Here is a 12,135-nt window from a genome sequence, read left to right as displayed (position 1 = left end):
AAAGCAATCTCCCTCGCTTTCTCAATCCCGCCTACTTTCTCAATCAAGTTTTCAGAGTTGTTTATAGTTGTCATAGTGCCACCCTAAATAGTTGTTTTGCTTTGTCTGAAGGCATGTAGCCTCTTGGTGTACAGTTATCTTTAATCAACCAACCTGCCTCAGCCAATTCGCTCAAGTGGCGCTGAGATGATCTAGGACTCAATCCAACCAATTGGATTAAATCATTTGTACCAATCCGTCTTTTATTGTTGACTGCAAAACTTATGATTTGTGCATAAGTATCGAAGTGTTCAACATGTGATTTATTTCTCACACCCCACCCCCTACGCTTTCCACGTCTGCAATGGCTTGATCCAATCTTGCCAATGGTGTGAAACGCAAAATATGATTCTCTTCAGTGAATGGAACTGTTGGTCTACACCACTTTGAGCCATCCCAATATTCAAAAAACCTAGGGCCTACTTTGATATAACGAGTGCCGCAACTAAGCTTTCTAAACTCATTAGCAGCTTCAGGCGCATTATTTATTGCTTCTTTTGCATCAGCTATGCTTTCAAACTTGCTAACAATTTCATAAGACTCGACTAGGCTTTTCACCTCAACATATGGAATCGCATAAACTTTCACGTTAAAACCAATAACACTGCCATCTTTGGCGAGAATTGGATCTAAGTCCGTGCTTTCAAATGCTGCCGTTTCCTCTGCGGTTGTGCTTTTTACTGCTTCAATGACGGCTTCCCAACCGTGTTTTTTCACAAACTCAAACGCATTCATACTGACTCCCTCCGCAAAAGAATCTGACTAATGCAATCGAATCTCGCCCAATCTTCATCCCATAGTGCTAAATTCAATTCATCAACAAGCCAAGGTGTTGACATGAAATTTAAAAATATTTTTGGTAGTTTCATACCAGCTCCCCTTGCATCATTGCTCTACGCTTCTCAACAATCTGAGCAAGAGTCATTTCATAATTTCTGATCACGTTAGGTACAGGCTTGCCGTCTTGTGCCAATCTCGATTTGTACTGCTCCATATCGTCGAACGGATCGATGTGATGTTCTTCTACCGCTTCCCAAGGTTGAGCCTCTTTAAGCTCGGGTTTCATCTTGTTCACATTGCGTTTGATTAATGGACCAAGCTTTTCCAATGCTTTCTGAGCTGTCGTTTTATACTTCTCAGCATCAGCTTGGATCTCAGCCTCAGTTTGCTTGTGTTCCAATTGAGCCTGTGCAACTGGTGCAGTTAAAAATCCCTCCAACTCTGCCTGTTGAATTGCTGTGATTTGTTGATCTTTGTTGGTACCCAAACTGGTGATATAGACTGGTTTCAACCCTTGATCTTTTGCTTGAGTGACTAAACGATCGTAAGCATCACAAAAGATTTTCTTTGCTTCAGCTCGTTGATACTTGTCACCAGTCTTGACCAATTCTTCACAGCGACTGAATGCCGTAGACATTTGCTCAGTCCAGATCACAGTCAATTCCTCGCCATCAAAACCAATAGATTTTTCAGCAATTGACCAAGCTTCATGCGCACCCAACCAGTCGTCAGTTTGTGGCTCGCACCATGAACGGAATTCAGGGATTGTTGGCGGCCATTGCTCATGGTCCATACGCTTAATCCCACGTTGGAAATCAGCTGGTGATAAACCTTGGTAACGTTCAACCATTTCAGTTGCTAACTCATCAACCTCAACACCTGCCCATTGATCAATAAACTTTTTGCCATAGTTAATACGCATTTTAGAAATCAGACGTTGTGCGTCTTCTTTGGTGAACTCACGCATGACCCACCTCACTTACCAGTAACTGCTTTTTTGGCGTGATATCTATCTCACTCTCGCCAAAGGCTTGTTGTTCGGCTTGTCTCCAACGGTCGTGTTCAGAGGCGGTGCGTTGTGCAGCGGTTTGATATTGCGTTGTAGGTTTAGGCGCTTGAAGAGGTGTACGTTGCTGACGCTCTATCCATTCGAATGCTTTACCTAAAACTTGATTTTTAACCATTCGCTTGTTGTGTGAATAATTACTCTCAAGTTTCACAATCAAAGAGTTTAGTTCGTCTTGAGAGATCTGCTTTAATCCACCCATTTGAAGTTTTGTGTTCACCTCATTGAGAGATAAATCAAAACGAGAATCTTTGGTTTCAAGTATCAGGTTTCCACAATCAGGAATCCGGTTAAGGGAATCAGGAATCAATATATCAGCACGGCTAGACTGAGGATTGTCTAGGGCTTGCCCTAGGTTTTCATTAGAATCACCATAAGTTAATGAATTTAAATCATTTATATATTCTTGATTTTCATTAACAGAGATAGTACTAGCATCCCCAACTGGTTCACACCCTAGACTAGACTGAGGCAAGTCTAGGTCTTGACTAGGTTTTGAAAAATACCGTGGTACATCGTTTATTACCTCTTTATGATGAGGATTTTGATGTTTGCAAAACTTAGGAAGATAGATGCATTTTCTATTTCCAACTTCATATCGAATTAAAAATCCACTGCTTTGTAATTCATTAAGCATTTTTTCTACATTTACATCATCAGCAGGAAATAGTGACATTCTGATTTTTTTGGGTTTATCTTCGACATAACCCTCGCGATCACAAAGTGTCCACAAACCAATAAACAAAAGGCGTGTTTCAAATGGAAGTTCAACAAGATCTTCATTTATAAAAAATGAAGGCTTTATATTTCTAGACCTAGCCATTTTTCACCTCTTGAATAAAATCTAACTTCTGAGTAGATTTAACCAACTGAATGCAACCAATTAATAAGGCTTTAAGATGACACTTATTCGAAAACAAAATGCCATTGATGTTTATGCTGCAGAAGATGGCCAATACATTGTGATTTGTGAAGAAGAGGGCTTTTTCAATGAAAGAGATGGCCAACATGTGGATGTTTTCGTTAATATTGATATCGCTCACATAGACTCCGTTATTGAAGCTCTTCAGGCTGCCAAGAAAGAAATTCTTGACCGATAAATTGCCTTTATTCGATTGATCTGCTAAATTTGTTTTCATATTCATTGGTCCCATAATTGATGAATCGAAACCACTCCAGTTGTCGCTGGCAGTGGTTTTTTAATATCCAAATTCCGCCAATCGAGGCGCAATAGAAGCAAATTGATAATCGTTGATGTCGCCTGAGTTGGTGATTTGCATACGAGCCAAAAAGAAAATTGCTTCAACAAATTTTCGGTCATAGCATTCATAACTACCTGGTATTACTTTCAGACCAAGCTTGTCCAATAAGACGCAAATAGTTTCAAGATCGGTCAAGCCATTGTTTTTCTTGTCGTTCTTAAACTTTGATACCCAAGGACCATCAAATCCTATTTCTTCTCCTAGAGTGGCATTTACAACACTTCCAAGGGATTGCAAAACGAGCGAGTGTGTATTTCTAGCTCTTGCGCTTAATTCAATTGATACTTTGCTCATGGTGGTTCCTAAGCTGCACTGGTCTTTCTAAGAAAGAAGTCAAAGATGCTTTTGTGGGTTAATTTCTTGTCGCTCGCATCTACCATTTTTTGAATGGTTTCCATGCTTGGTTTTTTTCGACCATGGATAAGATGAGATTCCATATATCCATAAGAAATTTTTGTTGTTTCACAAAATTGGATGCGTTGATCTTTATCAAGACCACGCCAGAAATCGTAAAGGGTAACCATAAATACACCTCAAAGGTAAATTAAATATAAATATACCCATAAGGTAAACAAAAAACAACCTCTCAGGGTATTTATTTTTTCTACCTGAAAGGTAAATTACTTAATATTGAATAAAGGCGAACTTAATATGGCTGAATTGAAAACAATTCATGAAATTAGACTTGGTAATACCAAAAAGCTGATGAAAGAATCTGGCTTAAGTCGCACAGAGTTTGCTGAAAAAATTGATATGTCTTACAACTTATTTAGCCAATATATTGGTAAGAACCCAACAAAGAATATTGGTGACGATACAGCTGAAAAGATAGAGAAAGCTTTCAGCAAACCTAAGGGCTATCTTGATCAATCAGACAGTGATTCTTTACTAGGTATAGGTAGCTTTAACAAACTTGATATTGAAGCATTCAAAAAGCAGCACAACATTGCAGATGGCGAGGAAGCTGTTTTATTCTCGAAAGTGGCTGAAAAACCATTCGTGATAAGTAAAAGATGGGTTCCTGTCAAGGCTTACAGCAAAATGGGCATGGATGGCTTTTTCACAGATATGGGTTATGAAGGTAATGGTGGTGATGGTTATATCCCAACTCACTCTGGTGGTGAGAAAGCGTATGGAATTAAAGGAACTGGCGACTCCATGTACCCTGCTATTCGTAATGGTTGGTATGTTGTATGCGATCCTGATGCAGAGCTAACTCCTTCAGAATTTGTTCAAGTTTGCTTAAAAGATGGTAGATGCACTATCAAGGAATTCATTGGTATCCATAACAATGTCCTTAACCTTTTAGCTGTGAACGGAAGTGAAAGGATTACATTTGATATGGATGATGTGGAAAGCATTACCGCTATTACAGACATTATCCCACCAAGTCAGCACAAGCAAGAACACCCTAATTCCATGTAAATTAAAGAGAACATAATGATCGCAACACTTAATAAATACAAAACTGCGCTAACGATTAATCGTCAAGAATTCAAATTGGCCTTAGCTAAAATTGGCGCAGGAATTGATAAACAAATAGCCTCACTTAAAAAAGCCAAGCAAAGTTATGATGCTGCGGAAATAGCGCGCGAGGTCATTACCGAAGCAAATATCTTTGAGGCCATTATTGAAGGCTTTAACGAAGCAGAAGAAACCAATCTAAAGTTAACTGACATAACCAATCTTGAAGTGGCACAAGGATGGATAGATGATTTTTTAGAAACATATTCAGAGGCTTAAAATTTCTCTAAAAAATATAAACACTTAAGAAGATTCAATCTCTATGGAAACTATTTCATTTTTATGCTTATTGACATTTTCAATGTTTGGATGTGAAAAGCCTGAGCAAATTTCACCTGAACGTGAACAGCTTCTTGAAGAATATAAAGAAGTGGATCTAAAAATTACATCGTATCTTGGAACTCTGGCAGCACCAACTACACCGATAGAAGAACGCAAAAAAGTTATTTGTGAGGAATTTCCTATTACCTACAAACAAGAATACCTTCCGATTTATCTAAAGCTAGCTGAGCCTGCAGATATTGATACAAGTACAGATATTCTAAAAACAATCGATTCGTATAAAGCTAGATACAATATTCAGTGCTAGTACCAAATTATCAAAAAAAACCCACCCCGCGTGGGTTTTCATTTACCTGTAACACCGAAAACTTATAATCAACACCAAGGTTACTAATAGATAACCTGTAATAAACAAGTTTGGTCTATCTCGCCCTGCTATATGCAGGGTTTTCTTTTGCCTATTAAAACACAATTACAAAAATACACCTACAAAGTATAAAAATATTTTAATTATTTTACCTGCAAGGTATTTACTTTATTTTACCTGTTAGGTATATTTTATTTCATACACAAACAAAACCCCCGAAGCCGGTCAAAGCAATTCGAGGGTTTTACCAAATGGCGAGGTAATTATGTCACACAAAAAACCACAACGTCTACTGACGATCGAACAGATTTCGAATCGTCGCTTATGGGATAAGGCTCAAAGCTTACTCCTTGGCTCAATCATCATCTTTTTGATCGGTGCGATGTTCTATATCGCTTTGGTAAGGGGGTGAGATCATGACAAATCTATCTACAAATATCCTCTCGATCCTTAGTGCTTCTCGTATCGATGGAAATAAAGTCTTTCTTCCTGATGTTCAGCTTGATCGAAAGTCATATCAAGATGTAAACAAGGTGCTTGATACACTTGGTGGTAAATGGTCTCGTAAAGACAAAGCTCACATCTTTAATGATGATCCAACAGAGCAACTTGAAGAAGTGATTTTGCTAGGTCGTATTGAACGAAAGAAAAACCCCTTAAAAGAATTGGGTTTTTTCCCTACCCCTGATGACTTGGCAAAATATGTTGTTTTGCAAGCAAACATTGATCATAACCAACTTGTTTTGGAGCCATCCGCTGGTTCTGGCCAGTTGCTAAAAGCTTTGAATGCAACAAACAAGGAAATACATACAGTTTGTTATGAAGTCAATCCTGATATGCAATTTGGATTATCAGGCATGGCTGATGAAGTATTTATTCAGGATTTCCTGAGTGTTAATCCTGAGCCTAAATTTCATCGGGTTGTTATGAACCCTCCATTCAATAAATCACGTGCCGATATACACCATGTTTTACATGCTTTTAAGTTCCTGAAAGATGGTGGTCGTTTGGTAGCTATCATGCCAGCAAGTGTGACTTTTAGAGATGACAAATTAACAAATCAACTTAGAGATCTTGTGCTTTCTCAAGGGCAAATTGAGGAACTACCAGAAAACTCATTCAAAGAATCAGGAACGTTGGTAAATACAGTTTTGGTGACTTTGAATAAGGAGCCACAACAATGAATATGCTTTCTAATTACGCTCCTGAAGCTTCTACATTTCAAAACCTTGTAGTTGCTGATGAGCTTGTTATCCAAGACTCAAAAGTCTATTTCTCACTGATTGTACCCAACTACAGCGCTTGTTATGTGTCTGCTGTTGTTGAAGCAAATCAAACAACAAGTTCACTTGCTTGGAATAATACAGGTGATCCGCAAAACGATGTTGATGTGGATTATGACTTGCTTGAAGTAGCGACTTGGCACCGCCCTATTGTTGAGGATTATGACGATATTTTTGCAGCTCATGGACTTCAATTTGCACTGACAAATAGCCAAGTTTACGCACTTAATGAAATGCTTAAAGCGCATTTTGAAGAAGAAAAATTTAATGAATTAAAAGGGGTTGCAGTATGAAATTTCTAAGAATCGAAGATGTGATTTTAAACACTGCCCACATTGTTTGCGTAACGGAGCATCTTGAAAAAATACGCAAGCCTAATACTGATGACCTTCCTTTTGTTGAATTTGATTACAAGCCGAACGGTATTCGCGTTGTAGTTTCAAATGCTGAAGATGATCAGTATTTCGTCTTTAAATCAGAAACTTTGGATAGTTTTTTAACGAAATTAGAAGCGGTGGCTTAAATGGAACTACAAGTATTAGAACAAAATGTGATTGTTTCTGCATTCAATAATGCAAATGGCATTCAAGCAATCGTTGATCAAATTAAAGCTCAAGTGAGCAGTATCGTTCCCGATGTTACAACTGCAAAAGGACGCAAGGAAATTGCTTCACTGGCTTATAAGGTTGCTCAATCAAAATCTGCAATCGATGCTGAGGGCAAAAAACTCAAAGAGCAATACACGGTTGTCACCAACAAAATTGATGCTGATCGAAAATTTGCTCGTGATGAATTGGATGCTGAGCGTGACCGCATTCGTCAACCTTTAACAGACTGGGAAAATGCGGAAAAAGATCGTGTGGCGAAGCATGAAGCGGCTATTCGGGCAATTAAAAGTCTCTATGATGAAAACACAGCATTTCAGGAATTGCATGTAATTAGAGGAAGTATTTTTGATCTTGAAAACTTCAATATAGATGAGTCTTTTGAAGAATACGAAGAGCAAGCCAAACTTGCAAAATTCGAAACACTTGAAAAGCTACGCACTGCCCTTGCTGCATGCGAAAAAGCAGATGCTGAACGTGCTGAACTAGAACGCTTACGCCAAGCTGAAATCGAGCGCCAGCAGAAAGAACGTGACGAGAAAATTGCACGTGAAGCAGCGGACAAGGCACGTGTTGAAGCTGAAGCAAAGGCGCTTGCAGATCGCAAAAGAGCCGAGCAAGAAAAGCTTGAAGCAGAACAACGTGAAGCGCGCTTAAAGCTCGAAAAAGAACAAGCCGAATTACGCGAACAGCAATTAAAGCAGCAAGCCATTGAGCGTGAAAAGCAAGCTGAAATTGATCGCCAAAATGCCGTTGAAGCTGAGCGTTTACGTATTGAACAAGAAGCTCAAGCCAAAGCTGCTGCCGAACTTAAAGAACAGCAAGCACGCGAAGCAAACAAAGCTCATAAAAAGAAAATCTGTAATGAAGCACTTAAAGGGCTTATGAATCTTGGTGTTTCTGAAGAACTAGGCAAACAAGTCTTACAGGCGATTCACAAAGGTGAAGTGCCACATGTATCAATCAAGTTTTGAGGATTAGAAGATGAATGTACCAGTAATAAATCAAACCCCTGCGCTTCCAGCTAATGCTCAAACTTCCGCATTAGTTTTAGATCCAGCTGCAATGCAAAACATGGTTGCTTTCGCCGACTTCATGTGCAAAGCAGTTATTACGGTACCAAAGCACTTGCAAGGTAATTCGGGAGACTGTCTGGCTATCACAATGCAGGCAATGCAATGGGGAATGAATCCCTTTGCCGTGGCTCAAAAGACCCACTTAGTTAATGGTAACTTGGGTTATGAAGCACAACTTGTGAATGCGGTAATTATCAATCGTGCACCGATCATTGGTCGCCCTGATTATCAGTGGTTTGGCGATTGGTCAAAAGTAGATGGTAAGACGTGCAAAGACCCTAACATTGGCGTAACCGTTTCAGTTGTTTTGAAAGGTGAAAATCAGCCACGTGTTCTTGATGTTTCATTTGCTCAAGTTGGAACAACACGAAATTCACCAAACTGGGTAAATGATCCAAAACAGCAAATTGCATATTTAGCAATTAAAAAGCTATCTCGCTTGCACTTTCCTGATGTGATTTTGGGTGTTTATACAGAGGATGAATTGCAAGACAACACACCTACTTTAAATGTGACGCCTGATGATGGGTTTTATCAAGAGTACGCATTATTCGAAGAAGCACATTTAAACAATATGCGTGAATTGGCATTTGAGGGAATGGAAGCTCTTGAGACTGGCTATGCAGAATTACCAAAAGGCAAATGTCGCTCGCACTTCTGGACTATGCATAAAGAATCATTAAAGGCCGCTGCACAAAAAGCCGATCAACTGCAAGGGGAAGTTTATGAACACTCTCCAGCGGAATGATGATTGGCATGCTCAACGATGCGGAAAAATTACCGCTTCACGCATCAAAGACATGGGCGCAAAACCATCTAAAGGCAAATGCTACAACGCTTTAGCGTTAACTGTTCTTTCTGAGCGACTTACTGGTGTTCAGGAAGAAACCAAAACCACTGGTCCGATGCAATGGGGTATTGATCAAGAGCCATTTGCAGTAATTGCATATGAAAATGAAACAGGTTCATTTGTCACAGATGTTGGCTTAATCGATCACCCTGCTATCAAAATGAGTGGCGCCAGTCCCGATGGATTGGTTGGGAAAAATGGGCAACTTGAGATTAAGTGCCCTTCTACCACAACGCATTTAAATACGATTTTGATGCAAGAAGTTCCAGATGAACACATCCCACAAATCACTTGGCAATTGGCCTGCACTCGTCGTGAGTGGTGTGATTTTGTGAGTTACGATCCACGACTTCCTGAGCATTTGCAGCTTTTCATTAAGCGTATTTATGCGAAAGATTTGGATATTACAGGCATTGAGATGTCAGTGATTAATTTTAATCAATCTATCTACGAAGCTATGCGACAACTGGAATTAAAGGAGCTCGCAGCATGACCCTCCTAAAACTTTACTTTCAACTTTGGCAAATGGCGTGGTGGTTGTGATGGATATTAATAAAGAACGTGAATCTTTTGAAAAGCTACAGAATCCAAAATTTTTTAAACGTGCAGTCTACTTGGATAATTCCAATGCTTATGTTGTAAATGACGATTATAGAGATGATTTATTTTCACTCGAATGGGTCCTCGAAATTAATTATGGATGGTTAATGTGGCAAGCAGCCAAAGCCATCCCTGAAGGGTTTGTATTAATGCCAATGGTTCCGAGCGAAAGAATGGTTGTAGCTGTACGACATTGTTACGAGGGTGAATCATACTTGCCATATAGCTTGTATAGCGAATTTGTTAATCAAGCAATGATTGAAGCACAGGAGCAAAGTCATGACTAAGAAATGCGTGAACAATGGCAACTGGTTAAATATGTGTGAATCTTTAAAAGAAGTAACTACCCATCATTACGGTGATATTGAAGCGAACGTCATGACAACCAGTGATCGAAAATCCTCTCGTCTTGAAGTTGTGGCAGGTCGATTTAAGAAAAATCGCGTTGCTTTGAATTATTGCCCTTTCTGTGGTGTGAATATTGTGACTCAACACAAGGAGCCTAATCATGACAATTCAAACTGAAGAAATCCTTGAAACGGCTCATGAAATTGCAGATCAGTTAGCACCCTTTGTGATTAGTGGTGATGAAACAACTTTGAAGTTAAGTAAAAAGCAAGTTGATGATTTATACCACATTGCTATGAATTTCATCGTGATCAATGAAGTGAATGATTTACCAAGTGAAGTGGTTAAGAGTTTAGGAGAAGTGGCGTGATCGACTTCATTAGTGATGTTGAGTGGCAATATGAAAAATATTGCGACATAGCTGAAGAACATGGGTTCTTAGATCGAAATTCGGCAAAAACTGGGTTCAGATGCACAACCAAATCAAGCGAATTTAATGCGGGCTGGATAGCATTTACGGGTGCTGTGACAGCCCTACGAAATGAGTTTCATAAACTAAGAAACGAAAACGAGGCATTAAAGAAAAAGTTAGAAGAAAAGGAGGAAGGTTGAATGACAGGTGAACAATATTTAAGTGCAGCTCAACTTTGCGAAAAGTTTGGGAACATTTCAAAGCGCACTTTATTAAGATGGCAGGAAAAGAGAAACTTTCCAGCCCCAACAATCAGCTATCGGGGTGGTGCAAATTTATGGACTTTATCCGATGTTTTAGAGTGGGAGATTTCTCTTAAAAAACAGGATAAGGCGCAACAATCTCTTGAAGCCTAGTTATCCATTTTTGCAATGCTTCCCTTTGTTCTTCAATATAATCATGATGGTCATACACTCTAAACATTATAGGTAGTGCATGACCAATCATAATTTCTGCAATATGTGGTTCAGTCAATTTAGACATGTTAGTTCGCATAGTTCTTCGAATGTCATGTAGTGACCAGTGATCAATCTTTATATCTTCTTCTCTCGCTAAATATTCTGTTAAATCATAAGGTAGGCTAATTAGCGCACCACGACTTAAAGGCTGATTTTTGTTTTTACCACTGACAAATAAATAATTAGAATCATTTAATGTGGCAGCCAATTCAAATAGCTGTAAAGTCTCTTTAGTTAAAGGCCTTAGTAAAGGCTTGCCACTTTTTAAACCTGTTTTATGATTTTCAGCTGGAATGGTCCAAATCATTTTATCTTTATCAATATGAGATTTTTCAGCTACTCGAAGCTCACCGGATCTACAACCATACACAAAACATAATTGAACAAAAATTCTGTTGCGAATGAACATCCTACTTCTCATCAAAGATCGCCAAATGCTAGCAAGCTCAGGATCAGATAAAGTTCTATCATTGGGCACATATTCAATATGCAAATCAACTTTGGGATTAATATCTGCGAGAGGATTGTTTATGCAAACTTGACGCCTTACCGCCCAACTCATCATTTGCTTACCATTCGATACTATTCTCTCAGCAATAAAAGGCACTTGTTCAGCTAATGGTTCGAGCAAATCAAGCCAATGTTGCATGCTTATTCTATCTGCTGGCAAGTCACCAATCTTAGGGAAAACATGTAATTCAAAACTTCTAGTAATTTCTTGAGCACTCTTCTTATTTTTGAATAGATATTTTTCAGCCCAAGACTCATACAATTCTTTAAGGGTTAAATTTTGTGCAGTACTCTTATGCTTTTGAATTTTTCTCTCAAGTCTTGGATCTAAACCTTTTTCTATTTGTGCGCGAAGTTCTTGTGATTTTTCTCGAGCATCTTTAAGCGAGACATTTGGATAAGTACCAATATCAATTCGTGCTGCTTTGCCTTCCATTCTAAATCTTAACTGGAAGGTGATTTTACCTTTAGCAGACACTCTTACACTCATTGCATCCCTATCAGCAAACTCTTCTACTTTATCTCGTGCCTTATTGTAATTAGCTTTGAGCCATGTTTCGGTAATAGCCATGTGTACATAATCCAAATATCCTGTGTACATTGTGATTTATGT

Annotated in this window: 23 protein-coding genes; 16 read left to right on the top strand and 7 right to left on the bottom strand. The window is 38.8% G+C overall.

From position 1 onward, the window contains the following. Positions 1-70: 70 nt before the first annotated feature. The 4 genes from GJV03_RS08090 to GJV03_RS08075 form a co-directional block, all read right to left on the bottom strand. Positions 71-313, bottom strand: a complete 243-nt coding sequence (locus GJV03_RS08090) for a hypothetical protein (RefSeq protein ID WP_154129829.1) — start codon at positions 311-313, stop codon at positions 71-73. Continuing rightward, the gene (locus GJV03_RS08085) at positions 310-774 is read right to left on the bottom strand and encodes a hypothetical protein (protein ID WP_154129828.1); all 465 of its coding nucleotides are present in this window, start codon (positions 772-774) and stop codon (positions 310-312) included. Before GJV03_RS08085 ends, GJV03_RS08090 begins: the two co-directional genes overlap by 4 nt. A gap of 130 nt (positions 775-904) precedes the next feature. Further along, positions 905-1,786 (bottom strand): hypothetical protein, encoded by an 882-nt coding sequence (locus GJV03_RS08080; RefSeq protein WP_252720689.1) that lies wholly within the window; start codon positions 1,784-1,786, stop codon positions 905-907. Further along, positions 1,779-2,708, bottom strand: coding sequence for a hypothetical protein (locus tag GJV03_RS08075; RefSeq protein ID WP_154129827.1), 930 nt, complete (start codon positions 2,706-2,708; stop codon positions 1,779-1,781). The genes GJV03_RS08080 and GJV03_RS08075 overlap by 8 nt, the downstream gene beginning before the upstream one ends. Positions 2,709-2,784: 76 nt before the next feature. Between GJV03_RS08075 and GJV03_RS08070 the strand changes: the two genes are divergently transcribed. After that, positions 2,785-2,985 (top strand): hypothetical protein, encoded by a 201-nt coding sequence (locus GJV03_RS08070; protein WP_105713182.1) that lies wholly within the window; start codon positions 2,785-2,787, stop codon positions 2,983-2,985. 99 nt (positions 2,986-3,084) lie between these two features. On the opposite strand, the gene GJV03_RS08065 is transcribed toward GJV03_RS08070, so the two are convergent. Both GJV03_RS08065 and GJV03_RS08060 read right to left on the bottom strand, forming a co-directional pair. Then, complete coding sequence (locus GJV03_RS08065) at positions 3,085-3,441, bottom strand: hypothetical protein (RefSeq protein WP_105713183.1); 357 nt, start codon at positions 3,439-3,441, stop codon at positions 3,085-3,087. An 8-nt stretch (positions 3,442-3,449) separates the two neighbouring features. After that, positions 3,450-3,671 (bottom strand): transcriptional regulator, encoded by a 222-nt coding sequence (locus GJV03_RS08060; RefSeq protein WP_105713184.1) that lies wholly within the window; start codon positions 3,669-3,671, stop codon positions 3,450-3,452. Between the two features lie 127 nt (positions 3,672-3,798). On the opposite strand from GJV03_RS08060, the gene GJV03_RS08055 reads away from it, so the two are divergent. From GJV03_RS08055 to GJV03_RS07990, 15 genes are all read left to right on the top strand, one after another. After that, a complete protein-coding gene (locus GJV03_RS08055) occupies positions 3,799-4,572 on the top strand; it encodes a LexA family transcriptional regulator (RefSeq protein ID WP_105713185.1) in 774 nt (257 codons plus the stop codon). A 15-nt stretch (positions 4,573-4,587) separates the two neighbouring features. Continuing rightward, positions 4,588-4,890 carry a hypothetical protein gene (locus tag GJV03_RS08050; protein ID WP_154129826.1) on the top strand — a complete coding sequence of 101 codons (303 nt, stop codon included), beginning with the start codon at positions 4,588-4,590 and terminating at the stop codon, positions 4,888-4,890. Between the two features lie 43 nt (positions 4,891-4,933). Then, positions 4,934-5,260, top strand: a complete 327-nt coding sequence (locus GJV03_RS08045; protein WP_105713187.1) for a hypothetical protein — start codon at positions 4,934-4,936, stop codon at positions 5,258-5,260. Positions 5,261-5,585: 325 nt separating this feature from the next. After that, positions 5,586-5,732 (top strand): hypothetical protein, encoded by a 147-nt coding sequence (locus GJV03_RS21450; RefSeq protein WP_004725032.1) that lies wholly within the window; start codon positions 5,586-5,588, stop codon positions 5,730-5,732. A 4-nt stretch (positions 5,733-5,736) separates the two neighbouring features. Beyond that, positions 5,737-6,504, top strand: coding sequence for an N-6 DNA methylase (locus tag GJV03_RS08040; protein ID WP_154129825.1), 768 nt, complete (start codon positions 5,737-5,739; stop codon positions 6,502-6,504). Next, a complete protein-coding gene (locus GJV03_RS08035; RefSeq protein WP_154129824.1) occupies positions 6,501-6,896 on the top strand; it encodes a hypothetical protein in 396 nt (131 codons plus the stop codon). The genes GJV03_RS08040 and GJV03_RS08035 overlap by 4 nt, the downstream gene beginning before the upstream one ends. After that, the gene (locus GJV03_RS08030; RefSeq protein WP_154129823.1) at positions 6,893-7,126 is read left to right on the top strand and encodes a hypothetical protein; all 234 of its coding nucleotides are present in this window, start codon (positions 6,893-6,895) and stop codon (positions 7,124-7,126) included. The genes GJV03_RS08035 and GJV03_RS08030 overlap by 4 nt, the downstream gene beginning before the upstream one ends. Next, entirely contained in the window at positions 7,127-8,182 is a 1,056-nt protein-coding gene (locus tag GJV03_RS08025) for a hypothetical protein (RefSeq protein ID WP_154129822.1), read from the top strand. It abuts the gene before it with no gap. 91 nt (positions 8,183-8,273) lie between these two features. Beyond that, positions 8,274-9,032, top strand: coding sequence for a RecT family recombinase (locus tag GJV03_RS08020; RefSeq protein WP_154129869.1), 759 nt, complete (start codon positions 8,274-8,276; stop codon positions 9,030-9,032). Then, positions 9,010-9,627 carry a lambda exonuclease family protein gene (locus GJV03_RS08015; RefSeq protein ID WP_154129821.1) on the top strand — a complete coding sequence of 206 codons (618 nt, stop codon included), beginning with the start codon at positions 9,010-9,012 and terminating at the stop codon, positions 9,625-9,627. The genes GJV03_RS08020 and GJV03_RS08015 overlap by 23 nt, the downstream gene beginning before the upstream one ends. Positions 9,628-9,676: 49 nt before the next feature. After that, the gene (locus GJV03_RS08010) at positions 9,677-10,021 is read left to right on the top strand and encodes a hypothetical protein (RefSeq protein ID WP_154129820.1); all 345 of its coding nucleotides are present in this window, start codon (positions 9,677-9,679) and stop codon (positions 10,019-10,021) included. Further along, positions 10,014-10,259: a hypothetical protein gene (locus GJV03_RS08005; protein WP_154129819.1), complete on the top strand. Its 246-nt coding sequence runs from the start codon at positions 10,014-10,016 to the stop codon at positions 10,257-10,259. Before GJV03_RS08010 ends, GJV03_RS08005 begins: the two co-directional genes overlap by 8 nt. Then, positions 10,243-10,452: a hypothetical protein gene (locus GJV03_RS08000; RefSeq protein WP_154129818.1), complete on the top strand. Its 210-nt coding sequence runs from the start codon at positions 10,243-10,245 to the stop codon at positions 10,450-10,452. The genes GJV03_RS08005 and GJV03_RS08000 overlap by 17 nt, the downstream gene beginning before the upstream one ends. After that, positions 10,449-10,694 (top strand): hypothetical protein, encoded by a 246-nt coding sequence (locus GJV03_RS07995; RefSeq protein WP_154129817.1) that lies wholly within the window; start codon positions 10,449-10,451, stop codon positions 10,692-10,694. Before GJV03_RS08000 ends, GJV03_RS07995 begins: the two co-directional genes overlap by 4 nt. Beyond that, positions 10,695-10,910, top strand: coding sequence for a hypothetical protein (locus GJV03_RS07990; protein WP_154129816.1), 216 nt, complete (start codon positions 10,695-10,697; stop codon positions 10,908-10,910). Here GJV03_RS07990 and GJV03_RS07985 read toward each other — a convergent pair. Continuing rightward, positions 10,870-12,093 carry a site-specific integrase gene (locus GJV03_RS07985; RefSeq protein WP_154129815.1) on the bottom strand — a complete coding sequence of 408 codons (1,224 nt, stop codon included), beginning with the start codon at positions 12,091-12,093 and terminating at the stop codon, positions 10,870-10,872. The two genes, GJV03_RS07990 and GJV03_RS07985, sit on opposite strands and share 41 nt — an antisense overlap. Between the last annotated feature and the right edge of the window lie 42 nt (positions 12,094-12,135).

Source organism: Acinetobacter sp. RIT698, from assembly GCF_009668065.1.
Lineage (GTDB): Bacteria > Pseudomonadota > Gammaproteobacteria > Pseudomonadales > Moraxellaceae > Acinetobacter > Acinetobacter guillouiae.
This window is presented reverse-complemented; position numbering and strand designations above follow the sequence as displayed.